Here is a 19,226-nt window from a genome sequence, read left to right on the forward strand (position 1 = left end):
TATGATGATGAGTGCTACTCTGATAAAACGAATTGGGTTCCCGCCTGCGCGGGAACGACGACGGATCGCCAACGCGAAGCGTCGCCTGTTGGCGACGACGCATCGTCGTCCCCGCGAAGGCGGGGACCCATCGCACCTTACTTCTTCCCGATTGTTCCCAGTCAAAGCTTGATGACCATAGTAAGTCGGTCCCACCCCTTCCCATCCCGAACAGGACCGTGAAACGACTCTACGCCGATGATAGTGCTGCAACCAGTGTGAAAGTAGGTTATCGTCAAGCTAGTTATTAGAAAAAGCCCCTTCCGGTGTAAAACTGGTTGGGGCTTTTTTGCTTTTGTGCATTAAAATGGGTTGATATCGGAGATGCAACCCAATGCGCGCTGTCTTTTTCTTCCTGTCGATGCTGTTTTCGGTGGCGCATGCTGCGCCGTTGACGCTGCGCTTTCAGCATCTCGGCGTCGAGCAGGGGCTGACGCAAGAGTCCGTCACTAGCCTGCAACAGGACAAGCATGGCTATATGTGGATCGGCACCCAGGCCGGCCTGAACCGCTTTGACGGTTACCGCATCACTACCTTCAAGAACGATCCCGCCAATCCGCGCAGCCTGCAGGACAACTACATTCAGACCATTTACGAGGATGGCAGCGGCCAGCTGTGGGTGGGGAGCAAGGGCGGCCTGGACCGCTACGATCCCGCCAGCAAGGGCTTCACGCATGTGTTGTCCAAGGTGTCCGTGCTGGGCATGCTTGGCGATGGGGGCCAGGGGCTGTGGCTGGTGACCGGCGAGGGCTTGCAGCATCTGGACCTGCGCAGCGGCGAATTGCGCCTGCTGCGCCATGCGGAGCAGGACCCGGACAGTATTAGCGACGACCGGGTCACGGCGCTGGCGCGCGATCAAGGCGGCAACCTGTGGATAGGGACGGCGCGCGGCCTGGAAATGCTGCCCTCCGGCAGTACGCAATTCCGGCATTTCGGTCCGCAGAATGGCGGACTGGAGAACAGCATCCTGTCATTGTCGATCGGTCCGGACGGTGTGCTATGGGCCGGCGCCGCCAGAGGCGTGCAAGCGTGGCGGCTGAACGGGCAGTCGGCCGAACGGCTGACGCCAGCGCTGCCGGCCGACCTGGCCGGGCTGCGCGTGCCCAAGCTGTTGCATGACCGTGACGGCACGCTATGGCTGGGCACGTTCACCGAGGGCTTGAAACGCCGTGATGCAGTCACCGGCCGCTTTTATAACTATCCGCGAGACAATCAGAGCCGACACAGCATCAGCGATAACCAGCTCAGCGCGCTGTACCAAGACCGCACTGGCACGCTGTGGGTGGGCAACTGGTTTGGCGGCGTCGATCGTGTCGACCTGAGCAGTGGCGGCTTTGAGCGTTACACAGAAGAGGCTGGCGTACAGCCCGGCCTCGGCAACAAGAAGGTGCGCTCGATCGCGGCGGCGCCAGACGGCAAGGTCTGGCTGGGCACGGCTGGCGGCCTCGGCTTGCTGGATCCGGCGCAAGGCACGCTGGAATTCGACTCGAACGCCCAGCCGGGCCCGGATGGCTTGCCGGCCGATACGCTGGCGGCGCTGGCCACCGACTTGCGCGGCAGGCTATGGGTGGGTACGCCGGACGGCCTGTACTGGCGCGATCCGCGCAGCGGCCGCTACGCGGCGGTGCCGCTGGACGAAGAACCGCAAGTGCGTTCCATCCAGAGCCTGCTGGTGGCGCGCGACGGCGTCATCTGGGCAGGCGCGCGGCAGGCGCTGCACCGGGTCGACCCGGAGACGCTGGCGGTGCGCACTGGCTTGCCGACCCAGCCGACCCCGCCAGGCTGGCCGGGCGCGTCTATGCGCTGCTCGAAGACAAGCGCGGCAACTTGTGGCTGGGCACCGAGAACGGGCTGAACCGGATGGACCGCGCCAAGGGGACGTTCAAGGTGTATCGCCACGATCCTGCCCGGCGGGACAGCCTGAGCCACGACCGCGTCCACTATCTGCACCAGGACCCGCAAGAGCGCCTGTGGATCGGCACCGCTGCCGGCTTGACCATGGCGCGCCTGGGCGACGACGGCCAGCCGCGCTTCAAAGTCTATCCGCCGCCGGACGGCCGCTCGCCGGACCCGGTGGGCGCGATTCTCGATGACGGCCAGGGACAGTTGTGGATCAGCTCCACAGCCGGCATCGCGCGTTTCAATCCGGAAAACGGCGCCTTCAAATACTACACGTCCCGGGACGGCCTGATCGATGGCTCCTACTTCATCGGCGCCGGCTACCGCGCGCCCGATGGCACGCTGTACTTCGGCGCGCTGGAAGGGATGACGGCGTTCCAGCCGGCCCGCATCCACGACAATCCCTACCCGCCGCCGGTGGCGATCACCGATGTCAGCATCTTCAACCAGTCGATCCAGCGCGGCAAGGCGCACGCGCCGTTGGAGCAGACCAAATCGCTGGCGCTGTCGTACCGGGACGCGGTGTTTTCCTTCGAATTCGCCGCCATGCACTACGCCGATCCGCAGCGCAACCGCTACGCCTATCAGCTGGTCGGCTTCGACCCGGACTGGGTCACCACTGACGCCAGCAAGCGTTTCGCCACGTACACCAATCTCGATCCTGGCCATTACGTGTTCCGCGTGCGCGCGGCCAACAAGGATGGCGTATGGAGCAGCGAGCCGGCGTCGCTGGAGGTGACGATCGCGCCGCCGCTGTGGAAGACCTGGTGGTTCCGTCTGCTCGCGGCAGCCGTGGTGCTGGGCGGCGCCTATTTGCTGTTGCGCGTACGCGTGCGCTTGCTGATGCGGCAGAAGCAGGCGCTGGAGCAGCAGGTCGGCAGCCGCACGCGCGAGCTGGTGCAGCAGAAGGAGTCCATCGAGCGCGAGAAGGAAAACGTCGAGCTGGCGCACCGCAATATTTCGCTGCTGTCGGATATCGGCCGGCGCATCACCGCCAACCTTGATAGCGAGGCCATCATGTCGCTGCTGTACCAGCAGGTGCATGCGCTGATGGACGCCAGCGTGTTTGGCATCGGCATCTACCGGCCGGAGCGCGAGCTGATCGAGTACCCATTCGCAATGGAGCGCGGCAAGCGCTACACGCCGTACACGCGCAGCATGCGCGAACCGGACCAGCTGGCGGTGTGGTGCATCCAGCATGGCGAGGAAGTGTTCATCAACGATCTGGAGCAGGAGTACCCGCGTTATATTTCCAAGCTCGACCTGGTGTCCGGCGCCGAGAACATGGGCACGCTGGAAGACGGCTCGATGCCGACCGAGCCGCGCTCGCTGATCTATGTGCCGATTTCGGTCGGCGGGCAGGTGCGCGGCGTGATCACCGTGCACAGCTACCGCGCGCATGCCTACCAGCGCATCGACCTCGACATGCTGACCACGCTGGCCTCGTATGTGGCGGTGGCGTTCGCCAATGCCGATTCCTACCGCCAGTTGCAGGAGGCGCAGCAGCAGCTGGTGGAGCGCGAGAAACTGGCGGCGCTCGGCTCGCTGGTGGCCGGCGTCGCGCACGAGCTGAACACGCCGATCGGCAACAGCCTGGTGATCGCCTCCACGCTGGAGGACCGCACCACCGAGATCGAGGTGCTCAATAACGGCAACACGCTGCGCCGTTCCGATCTGCGCACCTTCATCGACGCCGCGCGCGAAGCGTCGACCTTGCTGATGCGCAGCCTGCGCAATGCGGCCGAACTGGTGAACAGCTTCAAGCAGGTGGCGGTCGATCAGGCCAGCGCCAAGCGGCGCCTGTTCAACCTGCATCAGGCCAGCCAGGAAATCGTCATGACGATGAAGAACCAGGTGCGCAAGGCCGGCCATCACATCGTGCTGGAAATGCCGGACGACATCGAGATGGACAGCTTCCCCGGCCCTTACGGCCAGGTGGTCATCAACCTGATCAACAATGCGCTGCTGCACGCGTTCGAAGGCCGCGAGGGCGGCGAGATCCGCATGTGGGCGGTCCAGCCTGGCGCCGACCGCGTGCGCGTGGTGTTCGAGGATAACGGCAAGGGCATCTCGCTGGAGCACCAGGCGCGCATCTTCGATCCCTTCTTCACCACCAAGCTGGGGCAGGGCGGCAATGGACTCGGCCTGAGCATCACCTACAACATCGTCACCTCCTTACTGGATGGGACGATACGGGTCGATAGCGCGGTGGGCGTGGGGACGCGCTTCACCATCGACCTGCCGGTGAAGGCGTCGCTGGCCGGCGATTAAATGCCCCAGATGATGTGCTCGTTTTCGGCCTTGGCGGTGCGCAGCATTTCCAGCAGCGGGTAAGCGCGGGCGGAGAAGCCGACCCGCTGCGCCATGGCGTGTTCCTTGGTTTCGCCTTCTTCCTGTTCGTGGGCGTGGATGTCATGCTCGACGTCGGTGTCCGGGTGCAGCTTGGATTCGGCCACTTCATGCTCGAGGATGGACAGTGCCTGGGCGGCTTCGGCGGCGGTGATCACGCCACGGGTGGGATTCTTGTGCAACAGGTCCAGGATGCGTTGCGCGTGTTCCTGGTACATCAATACTTCCGGGCTGGACTTGGATTTGAATGCGATTAACATGGCTGCGCTTTCTTGGTCTTATGGTGGAAAGAAGTCGCGGCGCGCCGGCTTTTGCGTAGGTAACGGCACGTCCGTTAGCTCAACTTTAGTACATAGCTGAAACTTTACAAGACTCCGGAAGGGCAGTTTGGGCGCTGGCGCACCCAGATTAAGCTTGCTCTAGTGAATTCTTCAGTTTTCAAAGAATTTTGAAGGAACTGAAGAATGTTTCCACTGTCTCGGCCTCGATTTTGCCGGGCGGGCCGATCACCACGGCCTGGTAGACACGGCTTTCCTTGGCGACAAAGCGGCCGACCAGGCGCATGGCCTTGCCGCTGGCGTCAATTTGCAGCGCGCCGCCGGCCAGCGGCTTGCTGGCGGTGACGGCGCCGCCGATGTTGTTGACCATGGCGGTGCGCATGGCCTCGAGCGCGGCGGGCGCCTGGGCGGCGTCGGCCAGTTGCGCGCTGCCGACGGCGAACACCACGCCGTCGATTTCGGCGGCGGTCATGGTCATGCTCACTTCCAGCCGGTCCAGCCGCACCGCGCGGGTCTGCGTGGCCGGCTTGCCCGGGAACAGGACGCTGTAGGGCGCGTCCTTGCCGCGGTAGTCGCGCCAGTCGTACTTCGGGCTACAGGCGCACAGCAGCACCGCCAGTAGTGGCGCCAGCAGCAGGCGGCGCATCATCGTTTGGCTTTTTCTTTTCGTCGGCCTGCCATTGATCGATGTGGTCTTGCTGGCGCAGCACGCGCGACATCGGATCGATGGTGACCATGGCGCGCGGCGGCAGCGCCACTTCGCCGACGCCGTTGGTCATCGGCAGTTTCTCGATGCGGTCGTTGATGCGCACTTCGACCGGCAGCGGGAAGACGCCGCCATCCTTCAGCTTCCAGTGTAGCTTGAGCTGGCGCTCGCTACGCTCCTCGACCAGTTCCGGCAAGGCGGCGTGATAGAGGTAGGCGTCGAAGAACCAGTTCAGGTCGCTGCCGCTGGCCTCGTTGGCGAAGCGGATGAATTCCTTCGTGCTGCTCCAGCGCGGCTGGAAGTTGCCCGGCGCCGGCGTGGCGGTGCCGTAGACCATGCGGCGGGTGGCGGTGAAGAACGCCTCGTCGCCGATCAGGTTGCGCAGCGTGTGCAGGATCAGCGCGCCCTTGGAGTAGATGTCGTTGCCGGGGCCGCCGCGCTCGTCCTGGTAGATGTCTTCAATGCGCTGGCTCTTGCCGCTGACCACCGGCGCCTTGTTGGCCAGGCGCTTGCGGAAGGTGAACAGCTCGGTCTGGAATTCGCGCTCGCCGCGCAGCCATTCCAGGTAGAGCGGCTGCATGTAGGAGCCGAAGCCTTCGTGCAGCCACATATCGTCCCAGTCGGCGTTGGTCATCTGGTTGCCGAACCACTCGTGCGACAGCTCGTGATGCAGCAGCCAGTCGTAGCCGTAAGGCGACTTGACGTAGTTGTTGCCGTAAGCGTTGACGGTCTGGTGTTCCATGCCCAGGTGCGGCGTTTCCACCACGCCCATTTTCTCGTCGCCGAACGGGTAGGGGCCGACGCGGTACTCGAAGAAATCCAGCATCGGCGCGAATTCCTTGAACAGGCCCCGGGCCTGCTGCTCGTGGCCTTTCAGATACCACATCTGCAAGGGCACGCTATTGCCGTAGCGGCTGGCGTAGCTGCCCGTCAGCGTTTCGTAGGGGCCGATATTGAGCGCGACGCCGTAGGTGCTCGGGTTCTTGGCGCGCCAGTGGTAGGTGCGCCAGCCGTCCTTCTCTTCCATGCCGGTGGCGACGCCGTTGCCGGCCACCACCAGCGGCGCCGGCACCGTGATGTGCAGGTCGATCAGTTGCGGCTTGCCGGTCGGATGGTCGATGCAGGGCCAGAACAGGTCGCAGCCTTCGCCTTCGACGGTGGTGGCGATCCACGGCTGGCCGTCCTTGGTCTGGCTCCAGGTGAAGCCGCCATCCCATGGCGCCTTCTTGGCGGTGTGCGGCACGCCGTGGTACTTGATGCGCACGGTGGTGCGGGCGCCGGCCGGCAGCGGCGCCGGCAGCGTCAGGTACAGGCGGCCGTCGGGGTTGCTGATCGCCGACGGGGCGAGCGCGACGCCGTCAACGCTGGCGCTGTCGACCGGCAGGTTGCGGTCGAGTTCGACGGCGATGCGGGTCAGCGGCTCTTTCAGCAGAAAGGTCAGGGCGGCATCGCCGCTGATGCTCTTGGTTGCCGGATCGACGCGCAGCGCCAGGTCGACTTGTTCAAACGTCACGGCCAGTTGTTCCGGTGCGCGCGGGCTGCCGGAGTTGCCGGTGAAATCGGTGATCGGTGGTGGCGAGGTGGCGCAGCCGGCCAGCAGCGTGCCAGCGGCGAGGTAAAGAGGCAGGCGGGTCATCGTGGTCCTGTATGAATGAGCTGCAAGCAATATAACAGCAAGCGTGCAAGACTTGATTCGTAGATGGATGGCTTGGACCGGTTTTTATATTGGCCTCAACGGCGCTAGTCCTGTTTCAGCGCACGGCGATATTGGAGCGCTTCGTTCAGGTGGTGTTCCTGGATGCGCTCGCTTTGCGCCAGGTCGGCGATGGTGCGCGCCACGCGCAGCACGCGATGGTAGGCGCGGCCGGACCAGTGGAAGAACTCCATGGTTTGTTTGAGCTTGATTTTGCTGCTGCGTTCAAGTCTGCAATGGTGGTCGATTTCGCGCGGCGTCAGATATTGGTTGTACTTGCCCTGGCGGTTTAGCTGCAAGCATGCCGCCGCCTGCACGCGCGCGGCGATCACGGCCGAAGGTTCGCCGCAGGTGTCGGCAGCCAGTACGTCGGGCGGCACCGGCGCCACTTCGATCTGGATGTCGATGCGGTCCAGCAGCGGCCCGGAGATGCGGTTCTGGTAACGCAGGATGACGTCGGGAGAACATCGGCAGAGCACGTGCGTGTGGCCCTGGTAGCCGCACGGGCAGGGATTCATTGCCGCGATCAGTTGGAAGTGCGCGGGAAAGTCCGCGGTGCGCGCCGCGCGCGAGATGGTGATGCGGCCCGATTCCATCGGCTCGCGCAGCACGTCCAGCACACGACGGTCGAATTCGGGCAGTTCGTCGAGGAATAACACGCCGCGATGCGCCAGCGAGATTTCACCGGGGCGCGGCACGCTGCCGCTGTCAATTCCATTTAAACCGACGACTGAATTTTCCTTGACTCCCTCTGTAGCCTTAGGGCAAGATTCAGTTATAAACGCGACTGAATTCAGGAATAAAGGCGACTGGTTATGGAAATTAACGAAACTGAGCGACTGGATTTTTTGGCTCCAGTGAGGAAGGAGAGAACAAGCCGCCGTGCGATCACTGGGCGCCTGAGTATGGCCAACTCTGATCGCGTTGGGTTTGAGTCCTCCCTTGAGCGGGATTGGCTCATCTGCCTGGATTTTGATCCAGACGTCGTCGTCATTCGGGAGCAGCCATTTTCGCTCTACTACGAAGTAGACGGTCGCCAATTGCGTTACACGCCGGACGTGTTGGTTCAGTTTCGTTTGCCTGATGGCCGGCTTCGTACTGAGGTGCACGAGGTCAAGCCGCTTGAGGATCTGAGAGAGGATTTCCAAATATTTCGTCCTCGCTTCAAGAAGGCGATCAGGTTCTGTCGCGAGCAAGGATGGCACTTCAAGATTTGCACTGAAAAACATATTCGGACTCCCTATCTAACGAACGCGAAGTTCCTGCGTAAGTACAGGCGTATGTCGACGCAGGAGCTCTATCGGGACCAGTTGATTTACAGCATGCGCGCACTTGGCCCCACCACGCCGCAAGCGCTTTTGGCGTTGGCGTATACCTATCATGAAAAGCGCATGGCAGCTTTGACGGAACTCTGGCGGATGGTTGCGAATCGAGAAATCTGCGTCGATCTAACGTCGCCGTTGAATATGCATTCGCGTATCTGGTTGGGAGCAGTTAATGAATAAGATACCCAAGGGTTTTCTCACTGCCAAACCAGGCCAGCGCGTTAGCAGTGGTGGAAAGAACTACCAAATTTCGCATCTTGTCACTGTCAGTACTGTCTTTGCAGTTAATGAGGAGACCAAGGAAAGTACACGCTTAGACATTGAATCATTGAGGCCTCCTATTGATGTGGCAGCGGACGCGGACGCTGATAGTGAGGATAAGGATATCCTGCTGTACAGCAAAGAGGACTGGGCTATCGCTCAGCAGCGACTGCACGCAATTAAGCCACTTCTCCAAATGCCCGTACGCACGCGCGCTAATGTTGAGCAACTTGCCCAGGAGCGCGGTCTGCATGTAGCCACGCTGTACAAGTGGCTTAAGCTGTATCAGAGTGCCGGTCATGTATCGGCCTTGGTCCCCACTAAACGTGGTCGCCGAATTGGTACGTTCATGTTGAATGCGGAGCAGGAAAAGCTGATCGAGGAAGTTATTAACGATGATTATCTGACGAAGCAACGTAAGAAGCCGCAGGACATTATCGATGAGGTCCAACGCCGGGCGCGCTTGGCGAAAATCGATTCGCCGAGCGGTAACACCATCCGTAAGCGCATCCAACTGCTTCCCCAGGCAGAGACGTTACGCCGGCGTGGCCAGAAGGAGAAGGCACGCAATATGTACGACCCGATCCTTGGCGAATTTCCAGAGGGAGATTTTCCACTCCAAGTGGTGCAAATTGATCATACTCCCGCCGACATTATTCTTGTCGACGAGATTCACCGTCAGCCGATTGGACGTCCTTGGCTAACAGTGGCAATTGATGTTTATAGCCGAATGATCGTAGGCTTATATGTGACTTTCGAAGCTCCAAGTTCTACATCTGTAGGCCTGTGCGTCGCTCACGCGATATGTCCCAAGCGCGAGTACCTGGCTAATCTGGGCGTTAGCGGGGAGTGGCTTGTTTGGGGGATAATGACATCCATCTATGTAGATAACGCAAAAGAATTTCGTGGTGCAGTCTTGGATCGTGGATGCGATGAACACGAGATTGATTTGCAATGGCGCCCAGTGCAACAGCCCCACTACGGCGGCATTATTGAACGCTACATGGGAGTCTTAGCCAATCAAATTCGCAAGTGGCCTGGAGCGACCTTCTCTAATCCTGCGCAACGCAAAGGTTACGACTCGGAAGCTGAGTCTGCGCTGACCTTAAAGGAATTTGAGGCTGTGCTTGTCGACTTCATCGTAAATGTTTATCACCAGCGAATGCATTCTGAGTTAGGAATGCCGCCCCGCAAGAAATGGGAGCTCGGAATACTTGGAGATGCGACGACGCCTGGAGTCGGTGTTCCGCCACTGACCGTAGATCCTTTGAGGTTGCAGCTAGACTTTATGCCGTTCTTCGAGCGTTCAGTGCAGCAATACGGGATTCAGATTGAGCTGATCAATTATTACGACCCGGTGTTGATTCCTTACATTAATTCGACGGACCCAGACAATCCAAACCTGCGCCGCTCGTTCATTATTCGCCGTGATCCGCGCGACATCAGTAAGGTATATTTCTTTGACCCCGTTGAGAAGTCTTACTTCCCGATTCCCTATGCAAATGTGGGGCGTCCTGCCATGAGCGCGTGGGAACTCAAGGAAGTAAAGCGTCTGTTGACTGAGCAAGGCCGTAAAGATGTTGACGAAGATACGATCTTTGAGGCGCTTGGACGGATGCGCGAAGCAATCGAAAGCGCGCTTGAGAAAACGAAGGCCGCACGACGTCAGGCAACGCGAACACCGAAGGCCGCACCACCTCAGAAAAAACAAGATGGGGGCGATGTTGCTGCCCCTAGCGAGAGTAGTAAACCGACGCGCGCAATGGATGATGAAGATGATCCTTTCGCACAACCTATTCAACCATTTGAAAATGTGTCGTTAATCCGATGATCACCGTAGAGCACTTAGATTCCGAAGTGGTTCCTGTTCTCGAATTGCCAAAAGACGAGAGGATTGCTTATTGCAAAACCGATCGATGGATTGGCTATTCGCGCGCCCAGGAGATCATGGATAAACTCGACCAATTGCTGGTTTATCCGAAGTCGTTGCGCATGCCCAGTATTCTTCTCGTTGGACGACAAAACAATGGCAAGAGTTCGATCGTCGCGCGCTTTTCTTCTCGCAACCCTGTTCAGGTGAGCGCCACCGGTTCACCAATCGCTCCAGTGCTGAAGATATCCATGCCAGAGACGCCGAGCGAATCGGATTTCTGGTCAGAGATTCTTTGGTCGATGATGATCTCTCACGGGGATCGCGACACTGTCGCCAGTAAAAAGAAAGAGGCAAAGTCGATACTCATCTACGCCGGCATTCGTGTCCTGGTGATCGATGAATTCAACAATCTCACGACCGCTGGTAAAGCAGCCGGCGATTTGCTGACTGCGATCAAGATGCTTAGCAATGATCTGAAGATATCGATTGTCGCGGCCGGAACGCAAGCGGCGATCAATGCCTTGAATCTTGAGCCTCAAATGAAGTCTCGCTTTGAGCCGGCGGCTCTGGATCGCTGGAAGTTAAACGTCGAGTACCTGCGCTTTCTTACGAGCTACGAGAAACTACTTCCGCTAGCCGAGCCATCGAATTTGGCCTCCCGCGAGATCGCGCCTTTGATTTACGCTATGACCGGAGAAACCATTGGATCTACCGTCAAGCTCTTGAAGGAAGCGTCTAGCTTTGCGATATCTTCCGGCAAAGAGCGCATTGACGAGAAAGTGCTGAAGGCGATGACGTGGACACGAGAGGACGAGTGGGACGAGATATCCCGCCGGGTGTAGACCAAAATCAGTGGCAGTTTCGGATAGTTCCGGCAAACGATGAGCTGCTAAGCACGTACTTAGTGCGCCGCGCTCATTGTCAGGGCTTGAGTCCACACAGATTCATGGAGCGAGGGTTACCCGGCGTCCAAATCTGGAATCGTGATATCGATTCTTCTCTCAGCGCTCCCGTATCAGCACTGATTGCGCAGTACTGCAATCTTGCAGAGCAAGACGTTAAGGCAATGACCTTATACGATTTGGTCGGCTTCGATTCCCCTGCCTCTCCAGATTGGCTGCTCTACCAGAGTTGGATAAACGCAGTTGGCATTTATCATCGGCTACGTCGTCGATTTGGACTGCAGTATTGTCCGCTTTGTTTGCAAACTCAGCCTGTTTTTCAGAGAGTCTGGCGCATGGCATTCGTGTTTTGTTGTCCCGAGCATGGAGTCTTTCTTCGCAATTGCTGTCCATCGTGCGGCACGGCAGTTATGCCTCATCGAGCGCGAATTGACATGACCCGTTGCTGGAAATGTGGCGCATTGTTTAGCGGCGGCACAGTAGTTGAAAGTACCGCTGTGCCGGTTGCGTTGGAGACGCAAAGCCTTATGATGCGCTGTATCGGGGACGACGAGATTAGCCTCGGATCGACAAACGTGGCGCGCAGCGAATATCTATGTGCAGCAGTGACAGTATTGCGGGTCGTGAAGGAACATATGCACAGCCATCCCAGTTTATGGAGTTTTGATGTGCCCATTGATGCAGTCCATGCTCAAGTAAAGTTTTTGGGTATGTCGGAAAGACTGTCATTGTTCACGATGCTGCTTGAAGTCATGGATGATTGGCCAGCAAACTTCCTGCATTTTTCGTCAGTAGCAGGTATCACTCAAATCGCTTTTGGTCGCCGGCGCAATGTGCCGCAGTGGTTGAACGAAGTCGTGGCGCAGCTCCCTGCGCGTCTGCGATCTCGCACAGGCGCAATGGAAGCGAACTTTGTGAGATATGTGCGTCGACTCGAAAATGAAGGTGGAACAAAATTCCGCGCCCTTCGTGCGCAAGCTTTGATGTTGGCTGCAAAAGGAAAGTATGGGAATTGATAAAAAAGGTGTGAGGTTCTGTGATGAATGTGGCCGCGGAATCGTGAAGGCGCACAAGATCCACAAATCCCATGAATACTGTGATACCTGCTATCCAAGGGTTTTTCCCTCTGTTCCTTGCACTAAATGCGGCGCGAGTGCGCGCCCGCATCGCAATGACCCGCAGCCACCGGTATGTACAGCTTGTGAGATCGCTGAACGCAAATGTATTCGTTGCGAGAAGAGTGTGCCGCGCGCGGCTCTGGTTCTGGATGGTAAGGCTGTTTGCCCTTCATGCGTGTCGTACTTCCGTGAGCCTGCTGCATGCGCACATTGCAAGCGTGAGACGACACGCTTGTCGTCTGTCCCATCCCACGGCATTACTGAAAAAGTATGTGAGTCCTGCCGAAACAAGTTGACGCATGCGACGTGCGTCGGATGTGGAAAGTACAGGAAAGTCGCGCAGCAGTCCGAACAAGGCGCGTGCTGTGTGCGCTGTGCAGATAATCCATATAGCGAGCATGCATGTCCAGACTGCGGTTGCGCCGTGTCAGGTTATGGAAGGTCACGCTGCCGCAGCTGTGCAAACCTGGTAGCGATGACGCGAGAATTGAATTTGACCGCAGCTATTTTCCGGCATGAATGGGTGGCGCCCCTATGGACTCGCTTTGGTACATGGCTGCATGACCAGAATCCTGCGAAGCCTAATCTCATCACTGTGCTACGCAGCCATCAGATCTTTTTTGAACGCATTGATGCAGCGTTCGTCTCAGTGCTAGACATGACGCAGGCCTCGTTATTGGAGCAGTTCGGTACCGCCACGCTGAGAACACATCTTTTGCCAACCCGATTCCTGGCCGAACAGTTGAATATTCAGATATCTGAAGAAGCGAAACTTCAATCTGCCGAACAGAGCCGGATTGATGAAACCCTGATCGCCGCCAATCGAAAGCCTTGGGGTGATTTGCTTCGGTCTTATCGTAAAGATCTCGATGCAGCTGAACTCTCACTTCGCAGCATCAGGATGTATCTGGCGACCGCAAATCAGTTCGCATCCTATATCGACCTGGGGGCGGCGCCATGGTCTGCTGGCCAGATTGAACGATTCCTTGTTGAACATTCTGGTGCGAGAAATAACCTATCGCGATTTGTGTCTTTTTGCCGGCGTACGCAAGATTGGGACGTCTCTATGCCGCCCAAGGGGGTGTTTCACTTGCTCCGATTAAGGACCCGCTGGCGACGTCTAACAGGTTAGCAGGGCTGATGAAGAGTGTGGAAGAGGCAGGGATTGAAAATGCCAACAGAATGACAATCCAAAAATCCTTGCCACAGCCCTCGGTATTTCGTTGAACGCGATTAAAGCGCTGTCAGCCAATGAGTTCACTTCATCCAAGGCTGGCCTGTCGGTATCTATTCAGCACGAAGAAATCCACTTGCCTGAAGAACTGATTCCATATGGTCAGCGATTACTGAGGTTTCTTCAATGATTGCCCAAGGCGTTCAGGATTTATGCCAGGCACACAATGTTTGACGAAAACTATCTTGGCCGTAGTGCCTCAAGGGGTTTTGGAGTTTTCGGCAGCATCTTGAAGGTAGACCTTGCCAGTGGCACCGTCGTAAATCAAACGGATCTTTTCGAAAAAATCACGTCCGGCCACTCCATCAGCCTGGAAGGCTGCCGGCAATCCAACCAAGATCGGCGTGATAGAGTCAACTTCTGCCGCCGCCATCTCAATGTATTGGCACGATGCCTGGCCGTTGATTTGCATTGGGCACGTTCCCTTTTCTTCCTCAGCATGGACAACATCGGCTTTCACCACAGACATGTTGCCACCGGTGTCGAGTGCCATGCGATATTGCTTGCGCCCGCCTTTGAACAGCGCTATCAAACCCTGTTTGGTACGCTCAGTCGGGAGCGCACGCCAGCCCGCGCTCCCGCGCGGCAGAATCTCCCCCACGCTATCTGCAAGTACGAACTGACGGCCGGAAAAATCGATTAGCACGGCTTTGTTTTCAAACAGGGTCAAACCTAGAACGGGTATGCGGTCGTTAAACTTCTCTGGCCCTGAAACGCTGATTCCCGAGGGCGACAGATAGTTGCCACTGACCGAGCCGAAATTGATACCACTTAAACGGAAATCTGCGATTGTAAATCCTGGTGACTCCTGCACCACACCACGCAGATCAAAAGTGCGTTGGTCGGGACCGGGCTTTAGCCGATCGACTTTGTCTGCGAGCGTCTTAGGTAAGGAGAGCTGCAAGGATGCGCCGGTATCAAGGATGAATTGTGTCGGCTTTCCATTTAGGGTCAATGAAACCGCAGGCGTACCTTCGACAAACTCCAGTGAAGCGCGCACTACTGCCGCATGCGTGGGGATGCTGCTAGTGGATATCAAAACGAGAGATAACAAGAATTTTTTCATTAGAAGTAAGGCGATGAGCCTTTATCGAGTATGCCCTTTGACTATCCTACGCTAGGACTGATCAAGTTGAGTAATTCATGGCCGGCCATATGACTCACCAGCCAGTTGCCGAAGTCATCGATCCATCTGATGCTGATTACTTCGCGTGCCTACCCGGCAATCGTTGAGATTGATAAAAATGCGCTGCTTTACCCCGACTTTGGTATGGTCCGGAACTGGAACGATCGCCATTCTTGGGGCAAAGCTGCGCATGTACCTTACATATGCGTACTGCTCGGCCCGTGAACGCGTCTCGAATTTCAAAGTCCGACAATCAAGGCTGGCATCGTTAAAGCGTGTGGAGTCATTGCCAAGCTCTACGACGGTAGCCAAACGCCATCCTTCGTCATAGTCGTATTTTCCGTCGTAGACGGTGGCGCATCCCACCAGCATTGCTGAGATGCTGAGCACAGAAAGCCAGGAATTCATCACTCACCTCCATACCCTTGGGCCGAACGGCAACTTCGAGAAAAGATTGATGGAAAGCTTGGCGTGCTTGTCGGAGTTATTCTCGCTAGCTTCTTGTTCATCCTCTATCAATAATAAGCGCATATTTGCTCCTTGGGGAATTGAGCTTGCCGTCAGCCGGCTACAGGTAAAAGTGTTCGGCAAGTATGGTCAGCCAGGTTGCTGCGGCAAGTACACAAGTGAGGAGTACCGCGGCGCTGCCGATGTCTTTTGCATTTTTCGACAGCGGGTGATATTCGAGTGAAACCCGATCAACCACTGCTTCAATCGCAGAATTCATGAGCTCTACAATCAACACCAGGAGCAAGGCGCCGATCAGCATGAGCTTTTCGATCAGGAACACGGGCATTAGCAATGCAGCGGTGGTGCCGCACACAAACATGGCGACCTCTTGGCGAAATGCATGCTCTTGCGACCACGCTGTCTTTAGTCCGGCAACCGAGTAGAAGAATGCCGAGAAGATTCGTTTCAGTCCGGATTTGCTTTTGAATTTGCTGACGGGTTGCATAAAAAAGTCTTTAAAGTAGCTGCCATCATCACGATGGCCTTGGTGAAAAATGATGGAGTTCCGCCGTACTTGGCCGGCTATCACCCCATCGCTGAATTCGTAATCGATCCATTAGCTGGTCATGTAGTGACGCCCTCCGTGTCGCCAGCTTTACTTGTTGCCGCGGCGCGCTTAACGAACCACTGATAGATCGTGTCGACGATGAGGACGCTGATCCACATCGACCATAAGGTGTGGGTCAGGAAATGCGCACCGCGCAGTTGCTGAACCCAACCGATGGCAAAGCCAAGTATCAGCAGCGTGCATGCAACGACTGCGGCTTTGCGCGGCCTATGCGGGAGCCAGAACACTGCCAGCGCTACGAGCCACAGTGCGCTCGATGCGTGGCCGGCCGGCAGACAGTTGCCAGCAGAGACGCTGCTTGGCACCCATTCCAGAAGTCTGATGAACGGAGAGTCCCCGCCATAGCGCTGTAGATCCCAGGGGCAGTGAGAGCTGCTAAATTGTTTCAGGGTGCTGATCACCAACGGCACGTTGATCGCCGACATCGCCAGCACGCGCATACCAATGCGTGTGTTGGATCGCCATGCGTTGAAAGGCCGTATCCAATCCCATGCCGCCACAGCGATCACGCCGATTGCGGCAGCGATCAGTACGCCCTTGAGCAGAACGTGGTTAAAACGCTCAGCAAACCATGTATGGCGCCACGGGAAGGTTCCACTGGTTTGATCAAACATGGCATCGGCCAGATTGAGATCGATGTCCGTGTAGTTGCCAATCCATAGAATGAGCAACGCCGACGCCAGGAGCAATTTGTGGACAGGCCGGATTGATTGGAAGCGCTTAAGGCTACTTTGGAGCGGTGCAGGCATTGAACAAATCCAGTTCAGGTTTATAGACTTTGGTTTTGATGTTCATCATCCCGAGTACAGAGTGGAAGACGTTGTCATGTGAGTAGTTCAGGGTCCGCCGGGATGCCAGGCACTCACGCTTGATAGCAAAGCGATCGCTATAGCGGTCATCGAGCCAGAGCATCATCGGAACATGCCGCTGCTCTTCCGGCGACATGATGTAAGGTGCACCATGCAGGTACATATTTTTTTCGCCTAAGGACTCTCCGTGATCGGAGAAGTACAGCATGGCGGTGTCGACGTTATCTTCGGTACCCGCTTTGCGCAGAAGGTCGATGGTCTTACTCAGGAAGTAGTCGGTGTATGCGATGGTGTTGTCATACGCTGCGACGATCGATTCGCGTGAACATTTGCCCACTTCATTGGTGGTGCATACCGGGCCAAATCGTTGGAATTCGGCCGGATAACGGTTCCTATAGGCGGGACCGTGGCTACCTTTCTGGTGGAGAACGATGACCAGGTCGCGCTTGGCGTTACGGATCACGCCAGGAAGTCCTTGGAGAAGGCGTTCGTCAAAGCACTCTTCGGTATTACAGAACGGATCGCCTGGTTTGGGGCGCGACAGATCTTCGTAGTAGACCCTGTCGCATACACCTTTACAGCCCGAGTTATTGTTCCGCCATAGGACGTCGATCCCAGCGTAGCTGATGACATCGAGCAGACCTTCCTGGGATCTGGCCTTTCCTTCAGAATAGTCTTCACGGGTAAAGCCGGAGAAAACGCAAGGCAATGAGATTGCCGTAGCTGTCCCACATGATTGGACTTGTGTGAAATTGATTAGCCCCTCTTGCTTGGACAACATTGGATTCGTATCGCGCTCGTAGCCATTGAGCGAGAAGTTCATCGCGCGCGCGGTCTCGCCGACCACGATGATGGTGACGGTGCGACGTTTTTTGTCATTCCATAAATTCCCTTTGGACGCGTCGGTCCCCAGTGGGGTGACGGTCAGTGGTTTTTCGAACTTGCGACGGACGAACGTTTTGCTTGCCTGGATCACGTTCGTCGGCGTGAGCAGGAAGCGCATCTGACGGTTCTCTCGAACGGTCGGCGCCAGTGTCTTGAAGAACGACATGAGCAAGGCTGTAGCGACGAACGCAGACATCAGTAAGAAGCCCGTATTGGTCAGTACAGCGCGCACTATGGATGGGTATTCGACTTTGATGCGATAGACCAGAACCGACGGGAAAACACCGAGTAGGCCGATCGTCAGAAACAGATTCAAACTCAGCAGATCTTTGGCCTCACTGACATCGGTTTCGAATACGTTCTGAACCATCGATGCGTCGATGGCGATGCCGTAGCGATCAATAAAGTAGCTCGCCGAAGCGGCCAGCATGAACAGCACAATCAATACCGGTTTGAGTACAAAGCGAAAGCTGACTATGCACAAGAACGCATTGAAGATGAAGACGAGTGCTAGAAACGAGCCCAAATACAGAGGCACGTGGGCCAGTTGCACGCCGCCTGTCGCTGCAATGAATAACCTCCAAAAACTTTGGTTATAAAGCAGCACCAGCAAGGTCGCGCTGATCAGCGCCAGTTGCCAAGGACGTATGCTGGGCAGCCGAAGTTGAGCGCCCGTGGCTTTGGGAAAGAAGTTCTGGATGATGGGAATCATCACGCCGCCTCCCCAACCAAAATTGAAGGACGCGATGTAATGAAAATTTTCCTTAAAGAGCCGCTATGTGGAGACGGCCCAGATGAAACACTGGGATGAGTGTGAAACAGACGCATGGAATTCTCCGTTAAATTAAAGGAAGAATTCGGCGGGATGCATTAACTACGCAAAGCTGCCTGAGCTGGATATAAACGTGTGATGATCGACGCCGAACTTAAGCGGCGTGTATCCATTTGGGGCGCTCTGGTAACTTCAGATAGGGGGAGGAAGGAGCAAGCTCCGCGCCCTCTATATGCGAGAGCAGCGATTCATTGAGTGGTGGCGGAAATTGTGCATCGCCCGTACCTAGCGAACCGTGGTGGCTACAGGTAGCGCAATCGGCGTGCGGTGCCGACTTCTTGGTGGAAGATGATTTTTCCGAGATGGATTTTGCATCCTCAGTCTTGTGCTCATGCTCATGATGACCGAAATGTTTGGCGCCTACTCCCTGCTCATGCAGGCAATAGGCGGTCACCGTCGCCCAGCTCAACTGGCCGGCGATCGCGATGATCAACATGACGACAAAACGCTTGAACATATGACAGTGCAAACCTAACCTGGGATACGAGTACCCGATTAGCTCGTATTACCGTTGTAGCGGAATAGACGAGCCAGTGTTCCTGAGCATGGGCCCAGGAGTCGTTTGACGAATTGAGGCGCGCGCGTTGCACCGGCATGCAGGCAGGTAATGCCTTGGCCAGTGGTACTGCGTGCTCGAATCAAATTGGAGAACGAAAGCCGGTGACGAAATCTATCCTTGCCCGAATGGACTCAGGCACAAGTCAATAAAGACTGGCGAAAGATAGAACTGTTACCGGAATCAAACGACGGTTTGCCACTGAGGGCGTTCTGGGGGAGGTGTATAGGAAGAGGAAGGGTGAACTACGTCCTCCATTGGGG

At 56.9% G+C, this 19,226-nt stretch carries 17 protein-coding genes, 1 rRNA gene and 1 pseudogene; 9 read left to right on the plus strand and 10 right to left on the minus strand.

Translation table 11 applies throughout. From position 1 onward, the window contains the following. Positions 1 to 167: 167 nt before the first annotated feature. The 3 genes from rrf (at position 168) to ACRQ5J_RS05135 (ending at position 4,209) form a co-directional block, all read left to right on the plus strand. A 5S ribosomal RNA gene (gene rrf, locus ACRQ5J_RS05125) occupies positions 168 to 280 on the plus strand. 93 nt (positions 281 to 373) lie between these two features. Next, the gene (locus ACRQ5J_RS05130; RefSeq protein WP_432381519.1) at positions 374 to 1,894 is read left to right on the plus strand and encodes a ligand-binding sensor domain-containing protein; all 1,521 of its coding nucleotides are present in this window, start codon (positions 374 to 376) and stop codon (positions 1,892 to 1,894) included. Continuing rightward, positions 1,843 to 4,209 carry an ATP-binding protein gene (locus ACRQ5J_RS05135; protein ID WP_432383591.1) on the plus strand — a complete coding sequence of 789 codons (2,367 nt, stop codon included), beginning with the start codon at positions 1,843 to 1,845 and terminating at the stop codon, positions 4,207 to 4,209. The genes ACRQ5J_RS05130 and ACRQ5J_RS05135 overlap by 52 nt, the downstream gene beginning before the upstream one ends. Here ACRQ5J_RS05135 and ACRQ5J_RS05140 read toward each other — a convergent pair. The 4 genes from ACRQ5J_RS05140 to ACRQ5J_RS05155 all read right to left on the minus strand — a co-directional run bounded on the left by ACRQ5J_RS05140 (position 4,206) and on the right by ACRQ5J_RS05155 (position 7,884). Then, positions 4,206 to 4,547 carry a DUF1840 domain-containing protein gene (locus ACRQ5J_RS05140; protein WP_432381522.1) on the minus strand — a complete coding sequence of 114 codons (342 nt, stop codon included), beginning with the start codon at positions 4,545 to 4,547 and terminating at the stop codon, positions 4,206 to 4,208. The genes ACRQ5J_RS05135 and ACRQ5J_RS05140 overlap by 4 nt on opposite strands. 178 nt (positions 4,548 to 4,725) lie before the next feature. Beyond that, complete coding sequence (locus ACRQ5J_RS05145; RefSeq protein WP_432381524.1) at positions 4,726 to 5,214, minus strand: hypothetical protein; 489 nt, start codon at positions 5,212 to 5,214, stop codon at positions 4,726 to 4,728. Further along, entirely contained in the window at positions 5,159 to 6,907 is a 1,749-nt protein-coding gene (locus ACRQ5J_RS05150) for a M1 family metallopeptidase (protein WP_432381526.1), read from the minus strand. The genes ACRQ5J_RS05145 and ACRQ5J_RS05150 overlap by 56 nt, the downstream gene beginning before the upstream one ends. A gap of 104 nt (positions 6,908 to 7,011) precedes the next feature. Then, complete coding sequence (locus tag ACRQ5J_RS05155; protein WP_432383592.1) at positions 7,012 to 7,884, minus strand: ATP-binding protein; 873 nt, start codon at positions 7,882 to 7,884, stop codon at positions 7,012 to 7,014. Between ACRQ5J_RS05155 and ACRQ5J_RS05160 the strand changes: the two genes are divergently transcribed. The 6 genes and pseudogenes from ACRQ5J_RS05160 to ACRQ5J_RS05185 all read left to right on the plus strand — a co-directional run bounded on the left by ACRQ5J_RS05160 (position 7,780) and on the right by ACRQ5J_RS05185 (position 13,575). Beyond that, on the plus strand, positions 7,780 to 8,469 hold the full coding sequence (locus tag ACRQ5J_RS05160; RefSeq protein WP_432381528.1) for a TnsA endonuclease N-terminal domain-containing protein: 690 nt from the start codon (positions 7,780 to 7,782) through the stop codon (positions 8,467 to 8,469). The genes ACRQ5J_RS05155 and ACRQ5J_RS05160 overlap by 105 nt on opposite strands. Further along, positions 8,462 to 10,381 (plus strand): Mu transposase C-terminal domain-containing protein, encoded by a 1,920-nt coding sequence (locus ACRQ5J_RS05165; RefSeq protein WP_432381530.1) that lies wholly within the window; start codon positions 8,462 to 8,464, stop codon positions 10,379 to 10,381. The genes ACRQ5J_RS05160 and ACRQ5J_RS05165 overlap by 8 nt, the downstream gene beginning before the upstream one ends. Next, positions 10,378 to 11,265: a TniB family NTP-binding protein gene (locus ACRQ5J_RS05170; protein ID WP_152244199.1), complete on the plus strand. Its 888-nt coding sequence runs from the start codon at positions 10,378 to 10,380 to the stop codon at positions 11,263 to 11,265. Before ACRQ5J_RS05165 ends, ACRQ5J_RS05170 begins: the two co-directional genes overlap by 4 nt. Continuing rightward, a pseudogene (locus ACRQ5J_RS05175) lies at positions 11,238 to 11,690 on the plus strand (TniQ family protein); the annotation flags it as partial. The gene ACRQ5J_RS05170 and the pseudogene ACRQ5J_RS05175, both read left to right, overlap by 28 nt. 69 nt (positions 11,691 to 11,759) lie before the next feature. Next, the gene (locus ACRQ5J_RS05180; RefSeq protein WP_432383732.1) at positions 11,760 to 12,341 is read left to right on the plus strand and encodes a hypothetical protein; all 582 of its coding nucleotides are present in this window, start codon (positions 11,760 to 11,762) and stop codon (positions 12,339 to 12,341) included. 577 nt (positions 12,342 to 12,918) lie between these two features. Continuing rightward, the gene (locus tag ACRQ5J_RS05185) at positions 12,919 to 13,575 is read left to right on the plus strand and encodes a hypothetical protein (protein ID WP_432381532.1); all 657 of its coding nucleotides are present in this window, start codon (positions 12,919 to 12,921) and stop codon (positions 13,573 to 13,575) included. A gap of 301 nt (positions 13,576 to 13,876) precedes the next feature. On the opposite strand, the gene ACRQ5J_RS05190 is transcribed toward ACRQ5J_RS05185, so the two are convergent. The 6 genes from ACRQ5J_RS05190 to ACRQ5J_RS05215 all read right to left on the minus strand — a co-directional run bounded on the left by ACRQ5J_RS05190 (position 13,877) and on the right by ACRQ5J_RS05215 (position 18,864). Further along, positions 13,877 to 14,743 carry an aspartyl protease family protein gene (locus tag ACRQ5J_RS05190; protein ID WP_432381534.1) on the minus strand — a complete coding sequence of 289 codons (867 nt, stop codon included), beginning with the start codon at positions 14,741 to 14,743 and terminating at the stop codon, positions 13,877 to 13,879. A 114-nt stretch (positions 14,744 to 14,857) separates the two neighbouring features. Next, complete coding sequence (locus tag ACRQ5J_RS05195; protein ID WP_432381536.1) at positions 14,858 to 15,211, minus strand: hypothetical protein; 354 nt, start codon at positions 15,209 to 15,211, stop codon at positions 14,858 to 14,860. Positions 15,212 to 15,371: 160 nt separating this feature from the next. After that, positions 15,372 to 15,758 carry a diacylglycerol kinase gene (locus ACRQ5J_RS05200; RefSeq protein WP_432381538.1) on the minus strand — a complete coding sequence of 129 codons (387 nt, stop codon included), beginning with the start codon at positions 15,756 to 15,758 and terminating at the stop codon, positions 15,372 to 15,374. 119 nt (positions 15,759 to 15,877) lie between these two features. Then, positions 15,878 to 16,630 (minus strand): phosphatase PAP2 family protein, encoded by a 753-nt coding sequence (locus ACRQ5J_RS05205; protein WP_432381540.1) that lies wholly within the window; start codon positions 16,628 to 16,630, stop codon positions 15,878 to 15,880. Beyond that, positions 16,608 to 18,287 (minus strand): phosphoethanolamine transferase, encoded by a 1,680-nt coding sequence (locus ACRQ5J_RS05210; RefSeq protein WP_432383593.1) that lies wholly within the window; start codon positions 18,285 to 18,287, stop codon positions 16,608 to 16,610. Before ACRQ5J_RS05210 ends, ACRQ5J_RS05205 begins: the two co-directional genes overlap by 23 nt. A gap of 214 nt (positions 18,288 to 18,501) precedes the next feature. Then, positions 18,502 to 18,864, minus strand: coding sequence for a hypothetical protein (locus tag ACRQ5J_RS05215; RefSeq protein ID WP_432381542.1), 363 nt, complete (start codon positions 18,862 to 18,864; stop codon positions 18,502 to 18,504). Positions 18,865 to 19,226: the final 362 nt, after the last annotated feature.

The sequence above is a fragment of the Duganella sp. P38 genome (assembly GCF_050859475.1).
GTDB lineage: Bacteria > Pseudomonadota > Gammaproteobacteria > Burkholderiales > Burkholderiaceae_D > Rugamonas.